This window comes from Halosimplex pelagicum (assembly GCF_013415905.1).
In the GTDB taxonomy this organism is placed as follows: domain Archaea; phylum Halobacteriota; class Halobacteria; order Halobacteriales; family Haloarculaceae; genus Halosimplex; species Halosimplex pelagicum.
The window spans coordinates 4,369,095-4,395,908 of record NZ_CP058909.1 but is presented as its reverse complement, the minus strand read 5'-3'; the positions used below and the strand labels follow the sequence as shown (position 1 = coordinate 4,395,908).

The 26,814-nt window shown below is 71.2% G+C and carries 26 protein-coding genes; 15 read left to right on the top strand and 11 right to left on the bottom strand.

Annotated features, from left to right (window positions below):
• Positions 1 to 10: 10 nt before the first annotated feature.
• Complete coding sequence (ahbB, locus tag HZS54_RS21880; RefSeq protein ID WP_179919220.1) at positions 11 to 1,066, bottom strand: siroheme decarboxylase subunit beta; 1,056 nt, start codon at positions 1,064 to 1,066, stop codon at positions 11 to 13.
• Positions 1,067 to 1,179: 113 nt separating this feature from the next.
• Positions 1,180 to 1,797, bottom strand: coding sequence for a hypothetical protein (locus tag HZS54_RS21875; RefSeq protein ID WP_179919219.1), 618 nt, complete (start codon positions 1,795 to 1,797; stop codon positions 1,180 to 1,182).
• 137 nt (positions 1,798 to 1,934) lie between these two features.
• Here HZS54_RS21875 and HZS54_RS21870 point away from each other — a divergent pair, with 137 nt between their 5' ends.
• Together HZS54_RS21870 and HZS54_RS21865 are read left to right on the top strand one after the other, a co-directional pair.
• Positions 1,935 to 2,333 carry a hypothetical protein gene (locus HZS54_RS21870; RefSeq protein WP_179919218.1) on the top strand — a complete coding sequence of 133 codons (399 nt, stop codon included), beginning with the start codon at positions 1,935 to 1,937 and terminating at the stop codon, positions 2,331 to 2,333.
• Positions 2,330 to 2,596, top strand: a complete 267-nt coding sequence (locus HZS54_RS21865; protein ID WP_218927093.1) for a HalOD1 output domain-containing protein — start codon at positions 2,330 to 2,332, stop codon at positions 2,594 to 2,596. The genes HZS54_RS21870 and HZS54_RS21865 overlap by 4 nt, the downstream gene beginning before the upstream one ends.
• A gap of 39 nt (positions 2,597 to 2,635) precedes the next feature.
• On the opposite strand, the gene glyA is transcribed toward HZS54_RS21865, so the two are convergent.
• Positions 2,636 to 3,910 carry a serine hydroxymethyltransferase gene (gene glyA, locus HZS54_RS21860; protein ID WP_179919217.1) on the bottom strand — a complete coding sequence of 425 codons (1,275 nt, stop codon included), beginning with the start codon at positions 3,908 to 3,910 and terminating at the stop codon, positions 2,636 to 2,638.
• A gap of 215 nt (positions 3,911 to 4,125) precedes the next feature.
• Between glyA and tbsP the strand changes: the two genes are divergently transcribed.
• The 3 genes from tbsP (at position 4,126) to HZS54_RS21845 (ending at position 7,124) form a co-directional block, all read left to right on the top strand.
• Complete coding sequence (tbsP, locus tag HZS54_RS21855; protein ID WP_179919216.1) at positions 4,126 to 4,941, top strand: transcriptional regulator TbsP; 816 nt, start codon at positions 4,126 to 4,128, stop codon at positions 4,939 to 4,941.
• Between the two features lie 97 nt (positions 4,942 to 5,038).
• Entirely contained in the window at positions 5,039 to 6,778 is a 1,740-nt protein-coding gene (locus tag HZS54_RS21850; protein WP_179919215.1) for a YcaO-like family protein, read from the top strand.
• Between the two features lie 190 nt (positions 6,779 to 6,968).
• A complete protein-coding gene (locus tag HZS54_RS21845; protein ID WP_179919214.1) occupies positions 6,969 to 7,124 on the top strand; it encodes a hypothetical protein in 156 nt (51 codons plus the stop codon).
• A 74-nt stretch (positions 7,125 to 7,198) separates the two neighbouring features.
• On the opposite strand, the gene HZS54_RS21840 is transcribed toward HZS54_RS21845, so the two are convergent.
• The 4 genes from HZS54_RS21840 to HZS54_RS21825 all read right to left on the bottom strand — a co-directional run bounded on the left by HZS54_RS21840 (position 7,199) and on the right by HZS54_RS21825 (position 12,619).
• Positions 7,199 to 8,332, bottom strand: coding sequence for a DUF63 family protein (locus HZS54_RS21840; protein ID WP_179919213.1), 1,134 nt, complete (start codon positions 8,330 to 8,332; stop codon positions 7,199 to 7,201).
• A gap of 117 nt (positions 8,333 to 8,449) precedes the next feature.
• Positions 8,450 to 9,280, bottom strand: coding sequence for an inositol monophosphatase family protein (locus HZS54_RS21835; protein WP_179919212.1), 831 nt, complete (start codon positions 9,278 to 9,280; stop codon positions 8,450 to 8,452).
• Between the two features lie 79 nt (positions 9,281 to 9,359).
• Positions 9,360 to 11,363, bottom strand: coding sequence for a molybdopterin biosynthesis protein (locus HZS54_RS21830; protein WP_179919211.1), 2,004 nt, complete (start codon positions 11,361 to 11,363; stop codon positions 9,360 to 9,362).
• Positions 11,360 to 12,619: a molybdopterin-binding protein gene (locus HZS54_RS21825; protein WP_179919210.1), complete on the bottom strand. Its 1,260-nt coding sequence runs from the start codon at positions 12,617 to 12,619 to the stop codon at positions 11,360 to 11,362. The genes HZS54_RS21830 and HZS54_RS21825 overlap by 4 nt, the downstream gene beginning before the upstream one ends.
• A 131-nt stretch (positions 12,620 to 12,750) precedes the next feature.
• On the opposite strand from HZS54_RS21825, the gene HZS54_RS21820 reads away from it, so the two are divergent.
• Positions 12,751 to 13,104, top strand: coding sequence for an Hsp20/alpha crystallin family protein (locus HZS54_RS21820; protein ID WP_179919209.1), 354 nt, complete (start codon positions 12,751 to 12,753; stop codon positions 13,102 to 13,104).
• 8 nt (positions 13,105 to 13,112) lie between these two features.
• Positions 13,113 to 14,777, top strand: coding sequence for an ABC1 kinase family protein (locus tag HZS54_RS21815; RefSeq protein WP_179919208.1), 1,665 nt, complete (start codon positions 13,113 to 13,115; stop codon positions 14,775 to 14,777).
• An 83-nt stretch (positions 14,778 to 14,860) separates the two neighbouring features.
• Here the strand turns inward: HZS54_RS21815 and HZS54_RS21810 are convergent, their stop codons facing one another.
• Positions 14,861 to 15,094: a hypothetical protein gene (locus HZS54_RS21810; protein WP_179919207.1), complete on the bottom strand. Its 234-nt coding sequence runs from the start codon at positions 15,092 to 15,094 to the stop codon at positions 14,861 to 14,863.
• A 213-nt stretch (positions 15,095 to 15,307) separates the two neighbouring features.
• Between HZS54_RS21810 and HZS54_RS21805 the strand changes: the two genes are divergently transcribed.
• From HZS54_RS21805 to HZS54_RS21790, 4 genes are all read left to right on the top strand, one after another.
• The gene (locus HZS54_RS21805; RefSeq protein ID WP_179919206.1) at positions 15,308 to 15,685 is read left to right on the top strand and encodes a translation initiation factor IF-5A; all 378 of its coding nucleotides are present in this window, start codon (positions 15,308 to 15,310) and stop codon (positions 15,683 to 15,685) included.
• Positions 15,686 to 15,698: 13 nt separating this feature from the next.
• Positions 15,699 to 16,505, top strand: coding sequence for an agmatinase (speB, locus tag HZS54_RS21800; protein ID WP_179919205.1), 807 nt, complete (start codon positions 15,699 to 15,701; stop codon positions 16,503 to 16,505).
• Between the two features lie 54 nt (positions 16,506 to 16,559).
• Positions 16,560 to 17,585, top strand: a complete 1,026-nt coding sequence (locus HZS54_RS21795; RefSeq protein WP_179919204.1) for a hypothetical protein — start codon at positions 16,560 to 16,562, stop codon at positions 17,583 to 17,585.
• Positions 17,586 to 17,700: 115 nt separating this feature from the next.
• Positions 17,701 to 18,468 (top strand): Nif3-like dinuclear metal center hexameric protein, encoded by a 768-nt coding sequence (locus HZS54_RS21790; RefSeq protein ID WP_179919203.1) that lies wholly within the window; start codon positions 17,701 to 17,703, stop codon positions 18,466 to 18,468.
• A gap of 25 nt (positions 18,469 to 18,493) precedes the next feature.
• On the opposite strand, the gene HZS54_RS21785 is transcribed toward HZS54_RS21790, so the two are convergent.
• Complete coding sequence (locus tag HZS54_RS21785; RefSeq protein WP_179919202.1) at positions 18,494 to 20,776, bottom strand: DUF7983 family protein; 2,283 nt, start codon at positions 20,774 to 20,776, stop codon at positions 18,494 to 18,496.
• A 61-nt stretch (positions 20,777 to 20,837) separates the two neighbouring features.
• Positions 20,838 to 21,497, bottom strand: a complete 660-nt coding sequence (locus tag HZS54_RS21780) for a hypothetical protein (RefSeq protein WP_179919201.1) — start codon at positions 21,495 to 21,497, stop codon at positions 20,838 to 20,840.
• A gap of 203 nt (positions 21,498 to 21,700) precedes the next feature.
• Between HZS54_RS21780 and HZS54_RS21775 the strand changes: the two genes are divergently transcribed.
• The 4 genes from HZS54_RS21775 (at position 21,701) to HZS54_RS21760 (ending at position 26,375) form a co-directional block, all read left to right on the top strand.
• The gene (locus tag HZS54_RS21775) at positions 21,701 to 22,888 is read left to right on the top strand and encodes a redox-regulated ATPase YchF (protein ID WP_179919200.1); all 1,188 of its coding nucleotides are present in this window, start codon (positions 21,701 to 21,703) and stop codon (positions 22,886 to 22,888) included.
• Positions 22,889 to 22,984: 96 nt separating this feature from the next.
• Positions 22,985 to 23,560 carry a SprT-like domain-containing protein gene (locus HZS54_RS21770; protein ID WP_179919199.1) on the top strand — a complete coding sequence of 192 codons (576 nt, stop codon included), beginning with the start codon at positions 22,985 to 22,987 and terminating at the stop codon, positions 23,558 to 23,560.
• Positions 23,561 to 23,620: 60 nt separating this feature from the next.
• Positions 23,621 to 24,655, top strand: a complete 1,035-nt coding sequence (locus HZS54_RS21765) for a deoxyhypusine synthase (RefSeq protein ID WP_179919198.1) — start codon at positions 23,621 to 23,623, stop codon at positions 24,653 to 24,655.
• 178 nt (positions 24,656 to 24,833) lie between these two features.
• Complete coding sequence (locus HZS54_RS21760; protein WP_179919197.1) at positions 24,834 to 26,375, top strand: phosphoenolpyruvate carboxykinase (ATP); 1,542 nt, start codon at positions 24,834 to 24,836, stop codon at positions 26,373 to 26,375.
• A gap of 105 nt (positions 26,376 to 26,480) precedes the next feature.
• On the opposite strand, the gene HZS54_RS21755 is transcribed toward HZS54_RS21760, so the two are convergent.
• Positions 26,481 to 26,630: a DUF7563 family protein gene (locus HZS54_RS21755; protein ID WP_179919196.1), complete on the bottom strand. Its 150-nt coding sequence runs from the start codon at positions 26,628 to 26,630 to the stop codon at positions 26,481 to 26,483.
• Between the last annotated feature and the right edge of the window lie 184 nt (positions 26,631 to 26,814).

The following is a 26,814-nucleotide window of genomic DNA, read 5'->3' as shown; positions in this document are numbered from 1 at the left end:
TGCGTCGTCCTCAGGCCGTATTCGCGTCGGCGCGTTCCTCGATGCGGATGCCCGTCTTCTTCAGGATGCCCGTCGAGAACAGGGTGTCCCAGTCCTCGTCGGTCACGTCCCAGTGGTCGGCCATCGTCTCGCGGATCTCTTCGACCCGCCGCTCGCTCTCGTCCTCGCTGCGGCCGTGGGTCATCGCGAAGAAGTTGTACGGCCAGACGCCCTCGTGGCGCGGGCGCCGGTAGCAGTGGGTCACGAAGTCGAAGGCGGCGATCTCCTCGCCCACCTCGTCGACGACCTCGTCGGGCACGTCCCAGACGGTCATCCCGTTCTCGGAGTAGCCCAGCGAGTAGTGGTTCGGAACGGCCCCGACCCGGCGGACCTTCCCCTCGGCGTCGAAGCGCTTGATCGTCTCCAACACCCACTCGACGTCCTCGTCGAGCGCGTCGGCCACGTCCTCGTAGGGGGTCCGCGTCGTCGGCAGGCCGCCCTGGATCTCGACCACGAGGTCCCGTTCCCGCGGGGTCAGGCCGTCGCGGTCTTCGGGTTCCACGTCGGGACCCAGACCCGACAGGTCGATCCCGCCGTCGCTGTCTTCGAGCGGGCCCTCGACGGGGAACTTCGCGCCGACGTGGAACTCCCGCTGTTTCGGCAGGTTGTACGTCTCCTGGCCGGTCTCGTCCTCGATCTCGGCGAGCACCTCGTCGACGCGGTCCTCGTCGGCGACGCTGACGACGAACCACATGTTGAGGTGGGGGTGTTCGCGCTCGTAGTTGTGCGCGACTTCGGCGTGGGCGTTGACTTGCTCGGCCACCTCGTCGAAGCGCTCTTCGGGGGCGTGCATCGCGACGAGCGTCGCCGTGCCGCCGATGGCTTCCGCGTTGATCAGCGCGCCGAACCGCGTGAGGACGCCGTCTTCGTCCATCGCCGCGAGGCGCTCGTGCAGCGCCGCTGCGCTCACGTCCACGCCGCGCTCCCGGAGCGCCTCGGCCGCCGGCTCGTAGGGGTCCGCGACGACCGGGAACCCGCCCTGGTAGGCGTTGAGGATCGCCCGGTCGGCGTCGTCGAGGTCGGTCATACCCGTGACTCGGGTACCGACCGGGATAAACGGCCCGTCTGCGGCCGAGCGACCGCGAGCGGGGCCGTGGGCGGGCGTCCGCGACCGCACGGCGACCGCCGACCGCCCCCTCCTCAGGGACACGCCCGGTCGGCGAGCGACCGCTTCTCGGACCCCTGGTCGACCGCGCGGGTCGCGCCGCCGTCGACCGTCACCAGCATCGCCCGACCCCCGTAGCCGTGGGTTTCGTCGTGGCCGCGGACGACGACGCAGGCCGTCCCGTCCGGGATCTCGACCGTCGCCGAGCGGGTGAACGGCGCGGTGGAGTGAGCGTGCAGGAGTTCCCGGCGGCCGAGGCGCTCGCCGTCGAGGGTCTCGACCTGCCACCAGTTCGCGTAGCCGTCCTCGCCGTCGTCGTCGTGGTACAGCGTCACCGAGAAGCGATACGCGCCGTCGCCCGCCGACTCGACCTCGACCGCGGTGACGTTGGCTTCCCGGAGGTCGAGATCCGGCGTTTCCGCGGCCGTTCCTGACTGAGAGTCGGACGCGGCCGTCGAGGCGTTCGCCCGCTCGGTCGGCGCCCGCGGTTCGGCCGTTCCGGAGGCATCCCCGCCGTCGGCCGCGCCTGGTTCTCCCTCCGCCGTGTCCGTCTCGCTCCCGGACTCGAAGGTCGCACAGCCCGCGACCCCGGCGACCGCCAGCGCGCTCAGTCGGAGGAGCGCCCGCCGGTTTCGGGGAGGACCGTCGGTCATGTGATCCGTTCCGGTCGGCTCGCCCAAAAGCGTGTCTCGCGAGCGCGCCGACCGCCAGCGCGAGTGCGAGTGCGAGTGCGAGTGCGAGCGCGAGTGGGTCCCCAAGTTGTATGTGGCAAGCTAGCAAATATTACTGCATGTCCGCCGACCGCAAAGAGCGTGCTGCGGAGATGATCGAGCGGTGGAACAGGGTGTTCGGATCGCTCGCGGCGGAGCCCCGCAGGCAGATGGTCGTCGCGCTGATGGAGGCGCCGCCCGGTCGGGAGCTGTCACTCCCCGAGGCGGCTAACCCGCCGTACCTGCTCCGGGACCCGGAGAAACTGTATCTCGACCTGGTCCACTCGCACCTGCCGGCGCTGGCGGAACACGGCTTCGTCGAGTGGGACCGCGAGCCGCTGCGGGTGCGTCGCGGACCGTCCTTCGAGGAGGTCGCCACCGTCTTCGAGGCGCTGCAGGAACACGCCGACGAGATCCCGCCCCAGCTCAGCGAGTCGTGCCAGCGGCTGGGGGAGCAACGACAGGGGTGTGAATCGTGACCGATACCGGCGACCCCGCTCTGAACATCGTCCGGGCGGTCGCCGCGGTCGAGGGCGTCGAACCGCACGAGCTCGACTTCTCGCTGCACGAGCACGTCTCGACCGACGCCGTCCGCTCGCTGGCGGCGATGGACCGCGGGGAGTGGGAACTGGCCTTCGAGGTGCCCGACCACTCCGTGACCGTCGACGGGACGGGCGCGATCAGGGTCGACGGCGAACTGGTCCACCGAAGCGAGGGGATCCGCTCGGACGAACCGCGGTAGGTCAGAGACCGAGCCGGGCCGGCCGCGAGAACGAGTCGGTTACTCGAAGACGAGGCCGTCGCTGTCCTCGCCGTACAGCGGGTACTCCTCGCACAGGCCCTGGACGATCTCGGCGACCTCGGCCTTGACGTCCTCGTCGTCGGGGTTGTCGATGACCTCGGCGATGCAGTGGCCGACGGTCTCGCAGGCGTCCTCGTCGAAGCCGCGAGTCGTCAGGGCCGGCGTGCCCGCGCGGATGCCCGAGGCGACGAACGGCGAGCGCGTCTCGCCGGGAACCGTGTTGGCGTTGAGGACGATCCCCACGTCCTCCAGCGCTTCCTCGGCCTGCTTGCCGGTCACGTCCGGGTGCGAATCGCGCAGGTCCACGAGGACGAGGTGGTTGTCGGTGCCGCCGGAGACCAGCGAGAAGCCGTGCTCGCGCAGGTGGTCGGCCAGCGCCTCCGCGTTCTTGACGGTCTGCTCGGCGTACTCCTCGAAGTGAGGCTGGAGGGCCTCCTCGAAGCCGACGGCCTTGCCGGCGATGTTGTGCATGAGCGGGCCGCCCTGTGTGCCGGGGATGATCGCCGAGTCGACGGCGTCGCCGTACTCCTCGTCGGCCATGACGATGCCGCCCCGGCCGGCGCGGATGGTCTTGTGCGTCGAGCCCGTGACGAAGTCCGCGACGCCGACCGGCGACTCGTGGACGCCGGCGGCGACCAGGCCGGTGATGTGCGCGATGTCGGCCAGGTGGTAGGCGTCCACGTCGTCGGCGATAGCCTGGAACTCCTCCCACTGCACCTCGCGGGGGTACGCGGAGAAGCCCGAGACGATCATGTCCGGGTCGAACTCCTCGGCGTGGGCGCGGACCTCGTCGAAGTCGATGCGGCCGGTCTCCTCGTCGACCTCGTAGTTCTCGACCTCGTAGACCTGCCCGGCGAAGTTCTTGGGGTGGCCGTGGCTGAGGTGGCCGCCGTGAGTCAGGTCCAGCGAGAGGATCTTGTCGCCGGGCTCCAGCATCGCGGTGTAGACGGCCATGTTGGCCTGCGAGCCCGAGTGGGGCTGGACGTTGACGTACTCGGCGCCCCACAGCTCCTTCGCGCGGTCGATGGCGAGCTGTTCGACGGTGTCGGCGTGCTCGCAGCCGCCGTAGTAGCGCGAACCGGGGTAGCCCTCGGCGTACTTGTTCGTCAGCACCGAGCTCTGGGCTTCGAGCACCGCCTCGCTGACGTGGTTCTCGCTCGCGATCATCGCCAGTGTGTCGCCCTGGCGGTCGACCTCCGCCTCCAGCGCGTCCGCGACCGCCGGGTCCACCGACCGGACCGTGTCGTAGTTCATGGTACATGAGTGTCCGCGACGCCCCGTCAATAATCTACCTTTTCGGCGAGCGACCGAGCCCGCGCCGACGGTCCCGCCGGAGGCCCCGAACCCGGTTCTCGCCCCTTCCCGGGCGGGATCGCGACGTATCGTCGGCCTGGGAGCCCTTTCGGGTCAATTCAGCGAGTACTGGCGGTAAAATTAAGTGTGATAATGCGAAATACCATAGCTATCAGATGAGTTCGAACTTTCTCGAAGCCGACGTGGGTGCCGTTCTGGCTGGCGTCTTTCGGGACAGTAGCGGCGTCGTCTACGCGGTCAACCCGACGCGCGAGACTATCTCCGAGCTGATATTCGGGCTACACGAGGTGGAGGCGCGGCCGACCGTTCGGCTGCTCGCACCCGGCGACCCGATCAAGGACGTGCTCGCGGACTTCATCGTCGCGGGCCACGCCGCCGACCTCGTCGACGCCGGGACGCTGGAGCTGCGGGTGCTGGCGGAGGCCCCCGAGGCGTCGCTGCTGGTGACCGAGTCGGCGGTCGTCTCGCTGGTCGCGGCCGACGACCGGGTCGGCGGCCTGACGACCACCGACGACGCCTTCGTCGAGGACATGCGCGGGCGCTACGAGCGCGAGTGGACCGACGCCGAGGCGTACTCGCTGCGGACGCCCCCGCTGTCGGCGGTCCGCGAGACGCTGGCGGCCGACATCGGCGCCGACACCGCCGAGGACTTCGACGGCCTGCTCGACTCGCTGACGGTCGCGAAAGGTGACGGCGAGGGACTGGGCGAGGTCGCGATCGCCCTGCTGGTCGCCGCGCGCAACGGGCAGTTGCTCTACGACATGAGCAAGTGGGGCGAGGACGTGGGCCTGGCGAGCAAGGCCACCTTCTCGCGGATGAAGACCCGACTGGAGGACAGCGGCCTCGTCACCACGGAGAAGGTGCCAATCGACGTGGGCCGACCGCGCCTGCGGCTCCGGCTGGCCGAGGACGTGCGCGACCTCGACCTGCCGGAACTGGGTGCGGTCGCCCAGGAGCGACTGGACGAGTGAGCGTCGCCGCGAGCGCGCCGGCCCGCGGACGGCCCCCGGGACGGCGCGGCCGGACGAGTCCCCGGGCTTTTCTACCCGCCGCTCCCTCCGGGCTGGCATGACAGTCGAACTCGTCGGTTCCGGCCCCGCCGCCGACGCGGTCGCGGCGGCGCTGGGCGACGCGGACGAACCGCTCGACCGGCCCGAGAGCGCGGCGTTCGACCACGGGACGCGGCTGGCCGTGGTGGTCGACCGGGCCGGCGCGGCGACGTTCGAGCGAGCGAACGACCGGGCGCGTGAGTCGGGGGTCCCCTGGCTCGCGGTCGAGCTCGGCGGGGTCGGCGGCGTGCCGGTCGTCGACGCCTCCGTCGCGGCGTTCGACCCGGAGGGCGCCTGCTACCGGTGTCTCGCCGCGCGCGTCGAGTCGAACGCCGACCCCGACGCCGACCCGACGGCCGCGCCGGCCGACGCGACCGTCCGCTTCGCCGGCGCCGTCGCCGGCCGCCGAGCCACCCAGTTGCTCGACCCCGCCGAGGCCGACCCGCTCGGAACCGTGGTCGAACTCCCGCACACCGAGCGGGAGTTCCTCCCCGTGCCGGGCTGTGAGTGCGGCGAGGGCCGCGACCGCGTGCTCGACCGCGGCCACCTCGACCGCGACGTGGAGCGGTCGCTCTCGCGGGCCGAGCGCGGGCTCGACGACCGCGTCGGCGTCGTCACTCAGGTCGGCGAGGCCGAGTCCTACCCTGCGCCGTACTACCTCGCCCAGGTCTGCGACACCGGCGCGTTCGCGGACGCGACCGCCTCGCGGCAGGCCGCCGGCGTCGACCCCGGCTGGGACGCCGCGTTCATGAAGGCGCTCGGCGAGGCCTACGAGCGCTACTGCGCCGGGGTCTACCACGGTCGGGAGTTCAAGACCGCCGCCGCGGCCGACCTCGCGGACGCCGTGGCGCCCTCGGAGTTCGTCCGGCCGGAGGGCTGGGTCGGAGCCGAAGGCGGCGGAACCGATTCGGGCGGCGACCGCGCCGAGCGCCCCTGGGTCCGCGGGACGGATCTCGTCACCGAGGCCCCGGTCTCCCTGCCCGCCGAGGTCGTCCACTACCCGCCGCCCGAGCGGACGATCCGGCCGGCGGTCACCACCGGGCTCGGTCTCGGGAACTCCTCCGTCGAGGCGCTGCTCTCGGGGCTGTACGAGGTCGTCGAGCGCGACGCGACGACCATCGCCTGGTACTCGACGTACGACCCCCTCGGACTGGACGTTGCCGACCCCGGTTACGAGCGGCTGGCCGCCCGCGCCGGCGCCGAGGGGCTCGACGCGACCGCGCTCCTGCTCACGCAGGACGTGGACGTGCCCGTCGTCGCGGTCGCCGTCACCCGCGAGGAGTGGCCGAAGCTCGCGCTCGGGACGGCCGCCGACCTCGACGCCGGCCGCGCCGCCCGCGACGCGCTGGCCGAGGCCGTCCAGAACTGGGTCGAGCTCGACGGGATGGGCCGGGAGGGCGCCGCCGAGACCGACGGCGCCATCGGCCGCTACGCCGACCGCCCGCCGGCCGCCGAGGAGTTCGTCAGCCCCGAGACGACCGTCGACGCGGCCTCCGTCGGCCCCGAGACGGTCCCAGAGGGCGGCGCCCACCTCGACGCCGTCCTCGACCGGGTCGTCGACGCCGGCTGTGCCGCCTACGCCGCCCGGACGACGACGAGAGACGTGCAGCGACTCGGCTTCGAGGCCGTCCGCGTCGTCGTCCCGAGCGCCCAGCCGCTGTTCTTCGGCGACCCGTACTTCGGCGAGCGCGCCCGCTCGGTCCCCGCCGACATGGGCTTCGAACCCGCGCTCGACCGCGACCACCACCCCTACCCCTGACCACCCCTTTCTGACGGCCGGCCCCCCGCTCTGGCCCCGTCGCCCGCCCCGATTTTTGTAACCCGGGGACAGCGCGGAATATGCAACGAAACCGACTAATGCGAGAATTTATGCCGTCGGGTGTTCATCGTTCACACGGCACCTGGCGTCGCTTCTGCAGGCCCGAAGCGGACCGTCAGAGGAGCGTATCATGGTATCCGAGTTCGACCTCCCGTGTACAGACTGCGACCGAAAACTGGTGCGGACGAACGTGGTGTCGCCCGCGACGGGCGGCGAGGTGACCGTGGCCGAGTGCCCGACCTGCGGTAGTCGCTACTACCCCGAGTCGGCGCTCGAAACGGTCTGACGGTCGGGATTCTCCGTCGGCTTTCGACAGGTTCGACAGCGACCGCCTCGCGAACAGTGAGGCGCCGGTCCCGTTCAGATCGCGAACGTGACGCGGAGGATGTCCCGGGTTCCCGGCCCGAGTCCGACGGCCGCGGCCGCGACGAGCAGGAGCACGGCGTAGCGGGGGCTCTCCTCGAAGATCCGCTCGTCGAACAGCCACACGATCCCCAGCGCGACGGCGAGTTTCACGAACAGGAACGGCCAGGAGGTCCCGATGACCGCCGACAGCGACGGCGGCTGGACCGCCTGGGTCACGTCGATGATCGCCCGGTTGGCGACGTGTTTCGCGCCGTAGGCCTCGATCGGGTGGCCCAGCTCGGGCAGCCAGTCGGCCGCGACGACGTTGGCCACGCCGTCGATCGCGTGCGCCCAGAGGATCCCCAGTCCGACGATCCCCGTCCCCGCGTTGATCTCGGGCTCGTAGCGGTCGGCGCCGACGTACAGCAGGTAGGCCAGCACCGACGCCAGCCCCACGTCGACGAGCAGGATCTGCGGGTAGAAGGAGACGTACTCGCGGGTGAAGGCGACGAAGAAGAGATAGGCGAGCGTGAGCGCGAGTATCCCGAGGCCGAACCCGGCCAGCGCGCGGTACCGGTTGCGGACCATCTCCCGGGATTCGAGCCACATGCTCGCGAGCAGGGCCGCCAGCGTGACCAGGAACACCGTCACGTAGATGATCGGGCTGATGAACAGCACGTTCAGCGGGTAGCTGATGACGGGTTCGACGCCCGCGGCGACCGCGGCGTCGGTCGCGTCCTCGACGACCCGGACCGCGCCGCCGAACAGCATGAACGGGACCAGCGAGAGGAACAGTCGCTTGTCCCCGCCCACGTCCAGCCGGTCGAGCAGCAGGTAGACCCCGCCGAGCATGAACACGAGCACGGCCATGTAGCCGAACGTCGAGACGGTCGTATAGCCGGTCTCGGCGACGACGCCGGTCGCCGCTCGGCAGGCCGCGTCCGTGCCCAGCAGCTCGATCCCGCCGTCGCCCAGGACCGCACAGCGGGCGTTGTTGGCGTCCGAGTAGATCGGCCCCCAGAAGTACCGCCAGATGAACCGGTCGTAGACGCGCTCGGTGGCGACGACGGACCCGACTACGAGCGCCGCCACAAGCGCGACGAACGCCCCCAGCCAGGTCCGCTCCGTCAGGACCTGCTCGTTCTCCATGGCCGGTACCCCGCGCGTCTCGCTGTTTAGCCTTCCGGTCGTGGGCGCCGTGCCGGCACGACCGCTCGCCGCCCTCGGCCGGTGTCCCCCCGCGACCGCTCGCGCCCCCGTCCCCCGTCAGTCCGATCCGGCCGCTCGCGCGACCGCGCGGACCGCCTCGTGGGCCTCGCCGTTGCTCGCGACGATCCCCTCGCTGTCCCGGCTCCACGGCTCGCCCGCCAGGTCGGTGACCGTCCCGCCGGCCCGCCGGACGAGGTGGATCCCGGCCAGCGAGTCCCACGGGTCGGGCGTGTACGTCGAGAACGCCGCGTCGAGTTCGCCGCTCGCGACGAACGACAGCGTCGCCTGCATGCTCCCGAACCGTCGGAAGTCGCCCAGTTCGTCGACGACCGCCTCGGCGATGTCACCCAGTTCGTCGCCGCTCCCGCGCTCGAAGCGGCCGACCGGCGCGACCGCGAACGTCTCCGGGTCCGTGCGGTCGCTGACCGACAGCGCCGACCCGTTCCGGGTGCCCGTCTCGGCCCCCGCGGCGTACATGTCCTCGGTCGCCGGCAGGTAGACGGCCGCCGCGGCGAGGTCGCCGCCGGCCACGGCCGCGACCGCCGTCCCCCAGGTGCGCAGTCCGCGCGCGAAGTTCGCCGTCCCGTCGATCGGGTCGACCACCCACGTGTCCCCGCTCTCGGGGACTTCCGACAGGATCTCCGTCTCCTCGCCGGTCGGCCCTACCGGCACCGCCTCCTCCTCGCCCACGATCGCGTCGTTCGGGAACTCCGCGCGCAGCGTCGAGACGACCTGTCGCTGGGCGTCCCGGTCGGATTCGGTTACCAGGTCGTTCTTGTCCGACTTCGTCTCGACCGCCAGGTCCCCGCGGAACGCCTGCCGGGCGACGGCGCCGCCCGCCCGGGCCGCCCGCTCGGCCACCGCCACGCGTCTGTGTGCGTCGGTCACGGTCGGGCGTCCGCGCTCCGCGGAGAAATGCGCTGTGATGCGTTCCGCCGCATCGTCGTTCGGCCGACCCGCACCGGCGTCACCGGCGCTCGAACCCGTCGAGCCCGTCCAGCACCCGGGATACGTCTTCCAGCAGTCCGTCCAGTTCCCGCACGCTCGCCTTCTCCAGTCGGTCGGGGTTCGCCAGCACTCGAACGGACTGGGAGCCGACGGGGACGAAGCCGAGCCCCAGTTTCGCGGCCGTCGCGCGCAGCCCCAGTCCCGCGTCGGCGTCCCCGGCGGCCACCGACCTGGCGGGGCTCTCGAAGGCTCGCGCGGCGCGGTCGAACCCCGAAATCGACTCCGTGACTGCCTGCCGGTCGACCCCGCGGTCGTCGGCCAGGTCGGCCAGCGCGTTCGAGAGGCTCGTCCGCAGTCCCGACTCGGTCCCCCGATTCACGAACGACAGGTCGCGGTCGACCAGATCCGCGGGCCCCGTCACGCCCTCGGGGTTCCCGGCGGGGACGACCAGGCCCCACTCCCGAGACCAGCCGCCGAGGTCCGCTGCGTCGGCGACGCCTTCCTCGTCGGCGTCGAAGGGGCCGGCGACGACGGCCACGTCGGGGAGACCGTCGCGCAGCTCACGCAGTCCGCCTCGCGAACCCCGGGCGAGGTATCGCGGTCGGTCCAGTCGGTCGAGGACACGCGAGAGCGCGGGATCGTCCTCGCCGACGCCCAGCAGCGTCGGCGGGCGCACGTCCGGCGAGAACAGGTCGACGGTCACCCGCTCCCCGGCCGAGAGGCGGTTCGTGTCGGCCGGCACGTCGACGACGCCGTCGGCCGCGGTGAGCGTCGTCGTCGCGCCGCTGCCCTTGTCGACGGGGTAGACCAGCGTCTCCCCGGCCTCGTCCTCGACCAGCCCGACCGCGAGCAGGCGCCGGCGCCCCTCCTCGGTGCGCTCGGCGACGGCCATCTCCCCGTCGATGCTGGCGGTCCGCGGCTCGGGGAGCCCCGCGGACGACCGGATCGCCGGCGCGACGAACGTGCGGAAGATGGTCAGCGCCGACACCGGGTAGCCCGGCAGGCCGACGTAGGCGGCGCCGTCCCGCACCGTCTCGTCGCTCTCGGAGTCGCCGGACTCGCCGCCGATCCGACCGACCAGCATGGGTTTCCCGGGCTTGATCGCGACGCCGTGCAACAGGAGTTCGCCGCGGTCCTCGACGACGCGGTACACCATGTCGACGGCGCTGGCGCTGGTCGACCCCGAGGTCAACACCAGATCGCAGTCGGCGGCGGCGTCGAGGAGCGTCTCCTCCATGGCGGCCGTGTCGTCGCCGACGTGGGGGTAGACGACCGGTTCGCCGCCGGCCTCCTCGACGGCGGTCGCCACGGCGTAGCTGTTCACGTCGTGGATCTGGCCCGCCCGGTGGTCGAGGTCGTCGCCGGGACGGACGAGTTCGTCGCCCGTCGAGACGATAGCGACTCGCGGCTCGGCCCGCACCGGCACCTCGTCGACGCCGAGCGCCGACAGCAGCCCGATCTCGCGGGGGGTCAGCTCCGTCCCGGGACCGAGCGCCCGCTCGCCGGCTGCGATGTCCGCGCCGGCGAGCATGACGTTCTCGCCCGGGGTGACTGCGGTTTCGATGCGCACGCGTCGGCCGCCTTCGGCGTCGTCGCCGCTGTCGCCGTCCGAACCGCCCGCCCCGTTCCCGTCGGCCGCCCCGTCCAGTTCCTCGGTTCGCTCGACGATCACCACGGCGTCGGCGCCCGCCGGCATGACGGCGCCCGTCGATATCTCGGCCGCCTGGCCGTCATCGAGCGTCACGCCGGGGGTCTCGCCGGCGTGGACGCTCCCGACGACCGGGAGGGTGACGGGGTCGGCGTCAGCGCCGTAGGTGTCGGTCGCTCGCACGGCGTAGCCGTCCATCGCGGCGCGGTCGAACCCCGGCACGTCCAGCGTCGCGTCGACTCGCTCGGCGAGGACCCGGCCGCGGGCGTCTTCGAGAGCCACGCGCTCGGCGCCGGCCGACAGGTCCAGCGAGGCGACCACCTCGCGGGCCCGCTCGGGGTCGGCCAGGTCGCGGAACTCCTTGCGCTCGCTCATACCGACGCCTCCCAGCGCTCGACAGAAACCGTTTCGCCCGCGGCCAGGCGCTCGTGCTCGGGCGCGACCGCGACCCAGCCGTCCGCCCGCGCGAGCGTCGACAGCGGTTCGTCTCTCACCGGAGACGCGACCGGTGCCGCGGTCTCGCCACCACTTCCGTCCTCGACCCCGCCTCCGCCGTCGAGCGTAACCGGAACGACGGATTCGACCCCGCGTTCGCTCTCGACCGGACCGTCGAGTTCGGCGGTTCCGGTCCGCGGCTCGGGCGGTTCGCGGTCGGCCAGTCGAGCCACCGCGGGAGCGACCAGTCGCGTCGTCGCGACGAACGCCGCGACGGGGTCGCCCGGGATCGAAATCACGGGGCGCTCGCGGACGACGCTCAACGCAGTCGTCCCCGCGGGGTCGACCGCGACGCCGTCGACGAGCACGTCGCCCAAGCCGTCGATCACGCCGACGATCCGGTCGGACTCGCCGGCCCCGGTCCCGCCGACCGTCACGAGCAGGTCCTTCGTCAGGTCGCGCTCGACGGCGGGTCTGAGGGCGTAGGGTTCCGGTTCCACGGGGTCTCGCAGCACGACCTTCCCGCCGGCCCGCTCGACGAACTCGGCGGCGGTCGTCCCGTCGGTCTCGACGACCTCGCCGGGTCCGGGGTCGCCGCCGGTCAGGCCGCCGCCGACCGGGACGATCCCGACCGTCGGCCGCTGGCGGACCTCGACGCGCGTTCGCCCGACCGCGGTACAGAGCGCGGGGTCCGACGGACCGATCCGGTCGCCCGCTCTCAGCACCGTCTCCTCGGCCGCCACGTCCGCCCCGGTCGACCGGACGCCCTCGCCGGGTTCGACCGGCTCGGTGACCGACAGGTCGGCGCCGTCGACGGTCGCCGGGTCGGTTTCCGTCCCTGCGGTGGCGACCGATTCGGTCCCGACCACGGCCGTCGCGCCGTCGGGGAGCGGCCGTCCGGCGTCGACGCGGACGGCCGCGTTCGCGTCGAGGTCGCTCCCGACGGCCAGCACGGCGGGGTCCCCCTCGGTCGCGCCCTCGGTGTCGCCGGCGCGGACGGCGAAGCCGTCGCGGACCGCCTGGTCGAACCCGGGGACGGGACGGCGGGCGGCGACGGGCGAAGCGAGCGTGCGGCCGACGGCGGTGCTGACCGGCAGCGTCTCGGTCCGGTCGACGGGGGCGACGAGTTCGTCGAGGCGCTCGCGAACGGCCGCGAGCGCGGGCGGGTCCGCCGTCGACCGGCGTCGTTCGTCCATATCGGTGGTTTCGGCGCCCGGCCAATAAGCGGTCGGTCGTCGCCGTGGCGGCCGACCGCGGGCGACCGAGCCGTCGCGGTCGGGCGGGTGCGACCGCGGGGTTTAACGCCGTCGCATCCTAAACCTCGCTCATGTCAACGTTGCGTGATGCGCTCCGGGACCTGCCCGACGCGGTGTTCGCGGACGTGCTGGAGAGCGACGACGCGTATCTGCTGGTGCTGGACCTGCCGGGCGCGACCGAGCCGACGGTCGACGCGGCGGTCGAGGGTAGTCGCCTGCGCATCGAGGCGCGCCGCGAGAAGGCGGTTCCCGCCGACTTCGACTACGTCGCGGAGGAACGGTCGCTGTTCCTCGACGTCGAGCTTCCGCTCCCGCCGGGCGTGACCGGCGCCGGCGCCACCGGGTCGATCGACCGGGGCGTCCTCGAACTCGAACTGCCGAAAGCGGAGGCCGCGCCGGAGACGCAGATCCCCATCGACGAGTAGCCATTCACGTGAACCCACGCGCCTACTGGCGGTTCGTCGTCGTCACGTGGCAGTTCCTGCCGCTCTTGATCGCGTACACGCGGGACCGCAACCGGTTCCTCTTCTTCGGCCGGGGCCGGTCGGTCTCCGCCGAGACTCGCCGCGAGCGAGCGCGGGTGCTGCTGGACACGCTCCTGACGCTCGGGCCGACCTTCATCAAGCTCGGCCAGCTGCTCTCGACGCGGCCGGACGTGCTCCCGCCGGAGTACATCGAGGAACTGGAGGAGCTGCAGGACCGCGTCCCGCCGGCCGACTGGGAGCGCGCCCGGGAGGTGCTGGAAGCGGAGGTCGGCCCGGTCGGCGAGGCCTTCGACGAGTTCGACACCGATGCCATCAGCGGAGCCAGCCTCGGCCAGGTGTACTACGGGACGACCGAGAACGGTGAGGTGGCGGTGAAGGTGCGCCGGCCGGGCGTCAAGGACCTCATCGAGTCGGATCTGCGGGTGATCCGCTGGTCGCTACCGATCCTGATGTACTTCGTCGACGAGTCGCGGTCGTTCTCGCTGCAGACGCTCGCCGACGAGTTCGACAAGACGATCCGCGAGGAGATGGACTACGGTCGCGAGGCGGAGATGCTCACCGAGATCAAGGGGAACTTCGCCGACGACTCCCGGATCCGGATCCCCGAGGTCGACGGGAGTCGGTCGACGAACCGGGTGCTCACGATGGAGTACGTCCCCGGGACGAAGATCACCGACATCGACGAACTGGACGACCGCCGCCTCGACCGGACGGAGCTGGCCGAGACGCTCCAGGAGGCGTACCTCCAGATGATCATCGAGGACGGCGTCTTCCACGCCGACCCCCATCCGGGCAACCTCGCGGTGCAGGACGACGGGACGCTCGTCTTCTACGACTTCGGCATGAGCGGCTACGTCGACCCGTTCATCCAGGACAAGATCGTCGACTTCTACGTCGCCGTCGCCGACCAGGACATCCAGGCCATCCTCGACACGCTCGTCGAGATGGGGACGCTCTCCCCCGAAGCGGACCGCAAGGTGATGGCCGACGTGCTCGAACTCGCCATCGCGGACGCCCGCGGCGAGGACATCGAGCAGTACCGCGTCCAGCAGATCGTCCAGCAGGTCGAGGACACCATCTACGACTTCCCGTTTCGCCTGCCGGCCAACCTCGCCCTCGTGCTCCGCGTGGCGACCGTCGTCGAAGGAGTCTGTGTCACGCTCGACCCCGACTTCGACTTCATCGACGTGGCCACGGGCTACCTCCGCCAGCAGGGCTTCCTCGCCGACACCGCCCGCGAGTACGTCGAGGACCGCGTCGACGAGGTTCAGGAGGCCACCAAGTCCGCCGTCCGCACGCCGCCGAAACTGGAGGAGGCGCTCGACCAGGCCATCAACGAGGACCTGCGGGTCGAGGTCGACATCCGGGACTCCCAGAGCCTCCTCGACCGGGTCGCCAAGCGGCTCATCTACGGGATGGTGCTGGCCAGTGCCGTCTTCTCCTCGGCGGTCCTCGTCGCCTTCGAGCAGTTCGTCGCCGCCGCCGTCGCGGTCGGCTTCACGGTGCTGGTCGCCCTGTTGCTGTATCTCTCCTTCCGCGACCGCAAGGGGATCCGCGCCCAGCCCCAGTTCACCCGCCAGAGCATGCGCGAAGGGGACCGCGAGCGGCGGTGAGGCCCTGGCGGACACCCGGCGGCGACCGCGGGTCGCGATCCGCGACCTCGCTCGCGCCGCCCGGCGCGCCGGACCGACTCGACTCAGCCGACGAGGGGGTCGCCGGACCTGACGCGACGCGCGGCGGAGTAGCCGACGAGCGCGACGCCGGCGACCGCGAAGACGACGGCTACCACACCACCGGCCTCGGCCGGCCAACTCCCCGTGAAACGGTGGAGCGCGACGGACACTGCCCCCGCCACGAGCGCGAGGACGCCGACGTTGAGCGCGGACCAGAAGCGGTCTTCGGGCGTCTCCGCCGGTCCGAAATCGGTCACGGTACGCCTTCGATCGCCGGAGGGAAGGGACTTCCGTCGCCCGCGCGGCGGGCGACCCGGGGTGCCTGGGGCGGGCCGTCCCGACGAACGGCGACTCGGACCCGCGCAGCGAGTCCCGTCGGCGATCGGGCGCTCGCGCCGCGACCGTGCGCGGGATTTCCGGGCCGGAGGCGTTCCGTACCGTTTATACCGGTCGCTCGATAACGGCGCGGTATGGCAACGAAGCAGGTTGAGGTCCGCGATCTGGACGAAGGCAGCTACGTCATGATCGACGACGTGGCCTGCAAGATCAACGCCTACAGCACGGCGAAACCCGGCAAACACGGCAGCGCGAAGGCTCGCGTCGAGGCCGAGGGCGTCTTCGACGGCAAGAAGCGCAACCTCTCCCAGCCGGTCGACGCGAAGATCCGCGTCCCGATCATCAACCGCAAGCAGGGGCAGGTCGTCTCGACCTCCGGCGGCGACGAGGCGCAGGTCATGGACCTGGAGACGTTCGACACGTTCACGCTCGCGCTCCCCGACGGCGTCTCGATGGAGCCCGACGACGAGATCGAGTACCTCGAGATGGAAGAGCAGCGCAAGATCGTCTGAGGCCCGAGTAGCGATGTTCCCCGGCGCGGACGCCGCGCGGGCCGACGCAGCGTACGCGCTCGTCGGCGCACCGCTCGACGCCTCCACCTCGTTCGAGCCCGGCGCCCGCTTTGGCCCCGGCCGCGTCCGCCGCTACGCCGAGGCCTTCGACGACTACGACCGCCGTACCGACCTGAACTTCTCTGACCTGGCCGTCTACGACCACGGCGATATCGGCCCAACCGCCGACACGGCGGAGTACCTCACCTTCCTCCGCGGGGCCTGTGCGGACCTGCGCGAGGAGGGGGCCGTCCCGCTGCTCGTCGGCGGCGAACACACCGTGACCGTCGCCGGCGTGCGAGCGGTCGACCCGGACGTGTTCGTCTGTCTCGACGCCCACCTCGACCTCCGGGAGTCCTACGCCGGTGACTCGCTCAGCCACGCGACGGTGACCCGCCACGCCCTCGACGTCGCCGACCGCGCCGTGATCCTCGGCGCGCGCACCGGGAGCGAGGCCGAGTGGGACCGGGCGAGCGAGGCGGACGTGACGGTCGTCGACCCCGCGGACGTGGCCGACTGGGAGCCGGACTTCGACGCCGACGAGTCGGCGTATCTCAGCGTCGACATCGACGGGTTCGACCCGGCGTACGCGCCGGGGACCGGAACCAAGGAACCGTTCGGTATCGAGCCCCGTGAGGGCCGACGAGTGGTCCGCGCGGTCGCCCCGCGCGCGTCGGGGTTCGACGTGGTCGAGGTCAACGACCGCGACGACGGCCAGGCGGCGGTGCTGGCGGCGAAACTCCTGCGGGCGTTCGTCTACGGTCACGCGGCGGATCGGTAGGGGGCAGGGGGTCGCACCGACTGTTTTACGTCGGCCGAGATACAGGGTGGAGGCATGGACCGACTCTCGTCATGTTACTTCTGTGGCGCCGCGCTGGACGCCACGCTCGAAGAGCACCCCGTCGTCCCGTCGGCGCTCCACCCCGGGACGGACGCCCAGAAGACGGTCGTCCTCTGTCGCACCTGCCAGCGGAAGCTCGACGCCGTCCTCGACACCGTCGTCGACGCCGTCGAGGCGAACGCCGGCGACGTGGCAGCCGGAACCGAGCCGGACGAGTCGCCGGGTTCGGGAGACTCGGCGGCCGCGGGGGACACGTCCCAGGGGGACATCGAGTCGACGCTCGGCGACGACGAGGAGATCCTGACGCCGCTGGGCGACGAGGAGTCGACCGCCGACGAGGCCGCCGAGGCCTCGGACATGGAGTTCGGCGACGACCGCGCGGCCGACGACGAGTCCGATTCGGAGGGCGAGTCGAACGACGGCGACGGCCCGTCGAAGGCGCGCAAGTACACCCGCTCGCGCGGCGCCGGGTTCCGCAAGGAGGACGACGGCCCGTCGGAGACGGGGTCGCTCACGGGCGGCGCGTTCGAGGGCGACGACGAGGACGACTCCGACTCGGGTTCGCTGACGGGCGACGCGTTCGAGGACGACGACGCGGGGAACGCTTCCACCGGCGGCTCGGCCTCCGACGGCGACGAGTCGAGCGACCCGCTGGCCGACGACTCGGCCCGGAGCGGGTCCGGCGAGTCCGGATCCGGAAGCGGGTCCGGCGGACAGTCGAGCGGGAGTCCGTCGGACGGCGGGTCCGACGAGGGGTCGGGCGCCGGGTCCGACGACGACGGCGCGTCCGGTTCGGACGACGACGGCGAGCACCGCGTCTCGATGAGCCGTCTGGAGAACACCAAGGTGATGCGGTTGCTGGAGAACCGGGAGTTCCCCGTCGACAAGGCGGAGTTCGTCACCGTCGCGGCCAACGCCTACCAGGTCTCCCAGAGCGACTGCGAGAAGGTGATCGACCTCGCGGTCGAGCACGACCTCCTCCGCGAGGAGAACGGCCAGCTCTACGGCGGCGACGCCTGACACCGCCGCGACACTCGACACCGCCGCGACGACGACGCCGTACCGTTCGCTCGCGCTCGTCTCGGCGCGCTCCGAACCCACAACGAATAGGGGGGCCTCGGTCGAACGGGTGGGCATGGATCTCCCGACAGTCTGCGAGCGCTACGACGAGCGGCTCTCGCCCGGCGAGTACGCCGACGTGGACGCCAGCGCCAACGGTCTCCAGGTCGGCCCCGACGAAGGCGACGTGGAGACGGTCGCGTTCGCCGTCGACGCGGCCGGTGCGACCATCGACGCGGCGGTCGAGCGCGGCGCCGACCTGCTGGTCGTCCACCACGGCCTCTCCTGGGGCGGCATCGACCGCGTCACCGGACTCGACTACGACCGGATCGCCCCGCTCGTCGAGCACGACCTCGCGCTGTACGCGATGCACCTCCCGCTCGACGGCCACGACGACCTCGGCAACGCCGCCGGCGTCGCCGACCTCCTCGAACTCGAAGCCCGCGAGCCGTTCGGCGAGATCGGCCCGGTCACCATCGGCCAGCGCGGCCGAGCCGCCGAGCCGTTCGCTCCCGACGAACTGGCGACGCTGCTCGAATCGGAACTGGACACCGGCGGCGAGGGCGTCCAGCACTTCGACTTCGGGCCCGACGAGATCGAGGACGTGGCCGTCGTCACCGGCGGCGGCGCCGACTGGCTCGAAGACGCCATCGACGCCGGCGTCGACGCGTTCGTCACGGGAGAGGGCAAAGGGAAGGTGTACCACCAGGCCCGCGACGCCGGCGTGAACGTCTTCCTCGGCGGCCACTACGCCACCGAGACCTTCGGCGTCCGCGCCCTGCAGGACCTGGCCGAGGAGTGGGGTCTGGAGACCACCTACGTCGACCACCCGACGGGGCTGTAGCGGGCGACGCCGCAGCTCTCGGCGCCTACTCGGGGACGCGATGGCGTTCGACCAGCGGCGTGATCTGCTCTCTCACCACGTCCGCGTCGACCCGGTTCCAGCCGCTGGTCGACACGCCGCTGCCGAAGTTCACCGAGATCGTCTCCTCGTCGTCGCCACTGCTGTTCGCCTTCACCAGCGGTACGATCTCCCTCTCGACGACGGACCGCTCGACCGGGGTCCAGCCGCCGATACTCGCTCCCTCACCGAGGTAGACCTTGTGCGGTCCGCCCCCGGCTTCGTCGGCCGGCTCCCCGTCCTCGTCGGCCGAGGCCTCGTTATCGTCGTCCGTCGCACCCAGTTCGACGCCGCCGTCCAGATCGAGGTCGCGCCGCCGGACGTACTCGGTTTCGGTCACCTCGAACACCGCCGACTCGGAGATCGCGCCGTCCTCGTCCGCGACGACCTCCTCGACCTTCTCCGAGTCGATGCTCTCGGTCGTGACGCGCTCGACCGGGACGCCGTGCTCGCGGAGCGCCGATTCGACCGTCTCGTCGTCCCGCAGCGACCGGCGCCGGCGCTTCGCCCCCGCGACCGCTCCGACCGAACCGACGACGGTCTCGTCCGGCTCGACGCGCGAGGTCAGTTCGTCCCGAGCGGCGGTCCGGAGGTCCTCGATCTCCGACTTCGCCTTCGAGAGCACGGCGTAGCTGTCCGCCAGCGTCGCCATCTCCATCCCCGAAACGTCCGCTGAGTCCGCCGCCTCCAGCTCCGCGATCGTCTCCGCGAGGCCTCGAACGAGGGTCTCGACGCGGTCAGGGTCGATCTTTTCGGCTTCGTCGGGTCGCTCCTCCTCTTCCTCCTCCTCCGCGTCCTCGGGGACGGACCGCTCGTCGTAGACGCGGGCGCAGAACGCCCGGTCCGCCAGCAGTGACTGGACGGCCTCCCGGGACGGCTCGCCGGCGCCGGGTTCGGACCCCTCCAGCACCGCCAGCACCGCCCGCTCCGTCAGGTCGCGGTCCGCGATCCGCTCCTCGATCGAGTCCAGCGTCGTCGACGGGGTGACCTCGAACTCGAAGGTGGCGAACGGTCGCGCGTCGAGTTCGTGCCGGGTCACTTCGCGGGTGCCGTCCGCGAACGAGTGCTCGTCGACGCCGCGGGCGGGCGGGTCGTCGCCGATCGTGGACTTCGAGAGGACGTGCTCGGTGCTCCCCGGGTCGAACAGCCGTACCCCCGCGCGCTCCGCGCCGCCCGGGTCGGTGCGCTCGCCGGCGAGGACCGCCGCCGGCCGCCGCGGGAGTTCGTCGACGAGTTCCTCGACCGCGCTCGTGCGGGCGTCGTCCACGTCGAGGCCACCGCAGGCGACCAGCAGCGTCCCGTCGGCGGGCGGGTCGTCGAGTTCCGCCGCGACCGCGGCCGGTTCCGCGTCCGCGTCGACGCCGACCAGCGTGACGCCGTCGTCGACCGCGACGGCCTCGCCCCCGATCGGTGTGAGCAGGCCGCTGGTCGCCAGGCTCCGGACGACCGTCGAGCGGACTTCGAGCTCCTTCGGGCCGCAGGCGAGATAGAAGGGAATTTCCTCGTCTTGCAGCCGCGCGAGCTGCGTCTGCAGCCCGGAGACCGTCTCACGGTCGGGCGACCCGCTCTGGAACAGCCGGCCCGTCTGGACGACGGCGTCGACCCCGCGTTCGACCGCGATATCGACCGCCTGCGAGAACGCGTCGAGGTAGTCGGCCTCCCGGACCGACCGCCCCATGTTCGCCCGGCCGAGCGTCGCCTTCCCGACGTGCAGCAGCGAGGCGTCCGACGCCGGGTCGACGGCCGCGGCGCTCGCGGTCCCGCGGTCGGGCGACGCCTCTTGGGCGTCCTCGCTGCCGGCGGCGGTCCCGTCCTCGGCCTCCGAGACCAGCGATTCGGTCTCCGCGACGAACGCCTCGTTCGAACGGAGTTCGTCGACCGAGAGGTGGTCGCGCAGGGCGGACGACGCGACCACGTCCGCTAGCCGCTCTCGACCCTCGGCGCCGATGCGGCGCTTCCGGAGGTACTCGGCGGCCGTCGCGGCTTCCTCGTCGTCCATCCTCGTTATCGAGTCGGGGGCCGCCAGGTCGTCGACGATGCCGTCCGCCGTGTTCGGGAGCCACACGTCGCCGACGACCACGAGCGCTTCGAACAGGTGCCAGGGGACCGCATCGCCGGAGGTGTGTCCGAGTTCCGTCAGCAGGTCCCCGGCCTCCGAGCGGAGCGAGAACGTGTATCGCCCGCTCGGAAACGAGGCGTCGACCCGGAGGTCCCCGTCGGCGCTCCTGACCAACTCCGGTTGCTTCGCCATGTGTGCTCGGATACCCTCGTTTCGGTATTTATACCTTCGTACGGGTGTCCGGCTCGCCGACTCACTCGGCGTCGGCGGAGACGGAGAGTTCGACCCACCAGTCGACCACGGCCGGCTCCGAGTCCGTTCCGCCCTCCCCGGCGGGTTCGGTCCACAGCGCGACCGACGCGTCGAACCGGTAGGTGTCCGGTCGGAGGTAGCCGTCGACGGTGTAGTCGTCCCAGACCTCGTAGGTCGTCGCGATCGTCCCGCCCGACTCGAACGGAGACCTCCCGCAGCCGTAGCCGTCGAAGCCGACGCTATCACGTGGAGGGCGGTCGCGCGTCCAGCACTCGCCGGCGCGGTCGGTCGGCGCGTCGCCCGCGCGGTAGAGCCACAGACCGTTCGGGTCGCTGCGTCCTTTCTCCCGGTTCAGGAAGTGGCAGCGATTGTCGTCGGTCACGTCGACCGCGCGGTCCGGGCCGTCGTTACGCAGCGAGGCGGTGAACCGCGCCGGCGCCTCCGCCGTCGAGCGCTCGCGCTCGACCGTCACGGTCGCCGAGACCCGCGGCTCGTCGGGCACCGTCGCCGCCCCCGCGAGTTCGACGCGGCGCGGTTTGGGGTCTCCACACGTCGGCGGCGTCTCGGTGCCGTCGGCCGTCCGGTCGGCCGAACCGGGTTCCTGGCAACCGGCGAGCGTCGCGCAGGCGCCCAGCGAGGTGAGGACCGCTCGTCGTCGCATACTCGGCGTTCCGCCGCGGCGGGGAAAACCTCCCCGGAGGAGCGGAACGCGACCGGACCCGCCTGACCGGGCCGCCGTGACACTGTTCCTCATCCGACGTGTACTTTGTGAACTGGCCCCAAAGCCACCGACACGGACGAAAACCGGCGATCGGACGTATCCGATTGGAAACGCTTTAGCCCGGCGCTCGGATACTGCGGGCAATGAGTTACCGCATCGGACTCGTCGGCAAGCCTTCGGTGGGCAAGTCGACGCTGTTCAACGCCGCGACGATGAACGACGTGCCGGAGGGCGCCTATCCGTTCACGACGATCGACCCGAGCGTCGGCGAGGCGTACGTCCGCGTCGACTGCGCCGCCCCGGAGTTCGAGCACTCCTGTACGCCCAACACGGGCTACTGCGAGGAGGGCACCCGGTTCGTCCCGACGAAACTCGTCGACGTGGCGGGGCTGGTCCCGGGCGCCCACGAGGGCCGCGGGCTGGGCAACCAGTTCCTCTCGGACCTCAACGAGACAGACGTGCTCGTCCACGTCGTCGACTTCTCCGGCGAGACCGACATCGAAGGTGAGGCGACCGAGGACCACGACCCCCGCGAGGACATCGACTTCCTCGAGGAGGAACTGGACATGTGGTACCTCGACATCCTGGAGAAGGGCATCGAGCGCTTCCGCTCGGGCTACCAGGGCGAGGATCGGGACATCGAGGTCGACCTCGCCGAGCAGATGAGCGCGTTCGGCATCGGCGAGGACGCGATGAAACAGGTGATCCTCTCGCAGGGACTCGATCTGGACCCCGAGGAGTGGGAGCCCGAGGACCGGGAGGCGCTCGCCCGGGAGATCCGCCTGCGGACGAAGCCGATGGTCGTCGCCGCGAACAAGATGGACAAACCCGCCGCCCAGGAGAACTTCGACGAGATCGCCGGCGAGTCGGAGTACGACCACCTGACGTTCGTCCCCGTCTCCGCCCACGCGGAGAAGGCGCTCAAGTCGGCCGACGAGCAGGGCGTCGTCGACTACCGGCCGGGCGACGCCGACTTCGACATCGTCGGCGACGTGAGCGGCGAACAGGAGGCCGGCCTCGAACAGATCCGGGAGTTCGTCACCGAGTACGAGGGCACCGGCGTCCAGCGGGCCCTCGAAACCGCGCTGTTCGACGTGCTCGACGCCATCGCCGTGTTCCCCGGCGCCGAGAGCCCCCAGGACGACGGCACCTTCCTGCAGGACTGTTTCGTCCTCCCCGACGGCTCGACGGCCGAGGACTTCGCGTACTTCCTGCACACCGACATCGGCGAGGGCTTCCTCCACGCGACGGACGTGCGCTCCGGTCGCCAGGTCGCCGCCGACACCGAACTCGACCACCGCGACGTGGTCGAGATCACGACGACGAACTGATCGGACTCGCCGCTTCGACCCGCTCGCGGCACCCCACCGTTCTTCGCCCCCGCGAGCGAGCGATTCAAGACGCCGCGCGTTCTCCGGCCCACTATCGTGACGGCGCCGTCGTACGACGATATCGAGACCCACGACGACCTCGTGGCGTGGTCCCGCGAGTACTGCAAGGAGGTGCGCCGCGAGCGGCTCGTCGACGTGCGGTTCGACCTCGTGGAGTGGGAGGTCTCGACCCGCGCGAAACGACGCGCCGCCGCGCTCAAACGTCCGAAGATCCCCGCGGCGGCGGTCGGGGCGCCGATCGACTGGGAGACCGCGGAGGCCGCGGGCGGCCGCGTCGCCGACGGCCGGCCGTTCCCGGCGACCATCTCGCTGACGTGGGACGCCTTCGAGGCGTTCGACCGCGCGGCGTGGGAGTCGACGCTCCGGCACGAACTGGTCCACCTCGAACAGTACCAGCGCTGCGGCACGACGGGCCACGGCCGGGCGTTCAAAGAGCGGGCCCGCGAACTCGACACCGAAGTCCACTGCGAGACCTTCTCCGAGGCGAAGTACGTCCTCCGCTGTGCGGTCTGCGACGCGCTGGTCGCCCGCCGGTACCGCGACTGTAAACTCGTCCGCCGCGCCGAGGAGTACCGGTCGTCGTGTTGCGACGCTGCGCTCACGGTCGACTGAACCGAAGCCCTCGGCAACGGATCGCGGGCTTGAAGCGCGCGGGCGGCCGACGGACGAGCAATGACCGACGAGACGCCGCGGGAGACGTTCGAACACGACCCGATCGGCCACGCGGAGGCGCGGGCGGGCATGACGGTCGGCGAGCTCGCCGACGAGTACGGCGACGCGGGGATCGGTGCGAGCGCGCTCCACGAGGCCGTCGACGTGTACGCCGAGATGCTCGGCGACGACGAGGTGACCAACTTCTTCGGGCTCGCGGGCGCGATGGTCCCGACCGGGATGCGCCGCATCGTCGCTGACCTGATCCGCGACGGGCACATCGACGCGCTCGTGACGACGGGCGCGAACCTCACCCACGACGCCATCGAGGCGATCGGCGGCAAACACCACCACGGCGAGGTCCACGCCGAGGGCAAGACCGAGCGCGAACACGACGAACGGTTGCGCGACGAGGGCGTCGACCGCATCTACAACGTGTATCTCCCCCAGGAGCACTTCGCGCTGTTCGAGGGGCACCTCCGCGAGGAGGTGTTCCCGCCGCTCGAAGCCGAGTGCGAGGAGGAAGGCGCCGTGAGCATCCAGCGGTTCACCGAGGAACTCGGCCGGGCCAACGCCGAAGTGAACGACGCCGAGGACGTTTCGGAGGGGGCGGGCGTCGCCGCCGCGGCATACGAGCACGACGTGCCGATATACTGCCCGGCGGTACAGGATTCGGTGTTAGGGCTGCAGGCGTGGATGTACTCCCAGACGAGCGAGTTCACGCTGGACGCCCTCTCGGACATGACGACCATCACCGACCAGGCGTTCGACGCCGAGAAGGCCGGCGCGATGGTCGTCGGCGGCGGCGTCCCGAAGAACTACACGCTCCAGACGATGCTGGTGGCGCCCGACGCCTACGACTACGCCGTCCAGCTGACGATGGACACCCCCGAAACGGGGGGGCTCTCCGGTGCGACGCTCGACGAGGCCCGCTCGTGGGGGAAGTTGGAGAAGGCCGCCCGCAACGCCTCCGTCTACGCCGACGCGACGATCACGCTCCCGCTCGTCGTCGCCGCCGCGCGCGAGCGGGTCGCGGCCGACGAAGGCGACCGCTAACCGGCTCGCGCCCGAACGGTACATGATCGCTACTCGTTCCGTCGGCCGGCCGTACACCTCGTTCGTCCGAGGCCGAAGAATTTACTCGGGATTTAATAATTAATTCTATGTGCTCGGTTAGCAAACGAACGGAGGATATATCACCTTTATCACGTCCGGATGTGATCGATCGGGTACGATGTCACAACACGGGACGGCCATGGAGTCGCCGACTGCGGCGCTCACAGACCCCCGATCGGCGGACAACGTCGAGTACGATCCGTCGTTCACGTCGTTGCGCGAGAACTCGGCCCACCTTGAGACGACGACGGAGTACGGCTCTCCGTCCTACGCGAGCGAGCACCGGTCGCGCAACGCCGACCGGACGGAGAACGCGCTCGACCGCGACTTCGGCCCGGCCGACTACGGCCACGTCGAGACGGCCGTCGACGCCGCCGGGGACCGCGAGATGGTCTGTCTGGACCGGCAGCTCGGCCGCCATCCCGACAACACCTACGTCTGTCGCTACTACGTCCCGAAAGAGTACAGCCGCATCGCGCTGGCGTGGGCCAAGCTCTTCGAGCCCGCACCCGCCGACGCCGAGCCGGACTTCGTGACGGTTCAGGTTCCCGACGCCGACGAGGTGGCCATCCGCGTCCTCCCCGAGGAGGGGTTCACCGCGGTCCTCGGGACCGACTACACCGGCGAGGCCAAGAAGTCGTTCCTGCGGCTGTTCATGTTCGACGCCAAGCGCCAGGGCGGCCTCGGCCTCCACGCCGGCACCAAGCGCGTCCGGATCCGGTCGGACGCCGACGAGTCCGGTGGTGACGACGACTCCGCGGGCGACGACCTCGAGACGGTCGGCCAGGTCTTCCTCGGCCTGTCGGGCACCGGCAAGTCCACGCTCACCGCGCACGACCTGGGGCTGGAGGACCCGGAGGACGCGACGATGCTCCAGGACGACGTCTGCGCCCTGCGGGAGGACGGCACCGTCGCCGGCAGCGAGGGCGAGGGGCTGTTCATCAAGACCATCGGGCTCGACGCCGACGAGCAGCCGGACCTGTACGAGGCCGCGACCCACGAGTCGGCGGTGCTGGACAACGTCGACGTCGCCGACGACGGGACGGTCGACTTCGACAGCGACGCCTACACCGCCAACGGTCGCGCCGTCGTCAAGCGCGAGCACCTCCCGTCGGCCGACGAGGAGATCGACCTCCCGTCGGTCGACCAGGTGTTTTTCATCACGCGGAACCCGGCGATGCCCCCGCTCGCGAAGCTCTCGCCCGAGGAGGCCGCCGCGGCGTTCATGCTCGGCGAGTCAGTCCAGACGAGCGCGGGCGACCCCGACAGCGCGGGCGAGGCCATCCGCGTCGTCGGCACCAACCCCTTCATCGTCGGCAGCGAGGGCGAGGAGGGCAACCGCTTCCGCGACCTCGTCGCCGACCTCGACGCCGACGCGTACCTGCTCAACACCGGGACCGTCGGCGACCGCGACGTCGGCGTCGACGACACCGTGACCCTGCTCCGCGAGGTCAGCCGCGGCCGCGTCGACTGGGCCGACGACCCGACGACGGGCCTGACGGTGCCCGACAGCGTTCCGGGACTGGACGCGAGCCGCTTCGACGTGGGCGACGCGCTCGACGACGCCGACGAGCGCATCGCCGACCTGCGAGCCGAGCGCCGCGAGTATCTCGCGGAGTTCGACGACCTCGACGAGGCGATCCGGAACGCGGTCTACTGAGTCGTTCGGGCCGGAGAGAAGGGCGGGCGGTCGCCGACGGAAGGCGCCGGTCGATCGTCGGTGGATGACACCGGTCGGTCGCGGACGGCCGAGCGTCGGCGGGGACTACACTTCCTGCGCTCGTTCCCTGGAGACCTCGGCGATACCGCTGTTGGCCGAGCAGGTCGGACAGGCGTGGACTTCGCCGCCCTCGTCGGCGAAGACGCGTGCGAACTGTTCCGAGACGTGCGTGTCGCAGTGGGCACAGACTGGCATGGGTAGGGGTTCCCGGACTGGCGTCCACTCGAAAACAGGTCTCGATCCGTACAAGACGGTTTTCCGACCTGGGACCCAAATTCCCCCGAATTGCGGTCGGAGTCCGACTCAGAAGGGCTGTCTCTGCTGGACGAGCGTGGCGTCATCGACAGTGTGACCGGTGACACGGAGCTGTCAGTCGCGA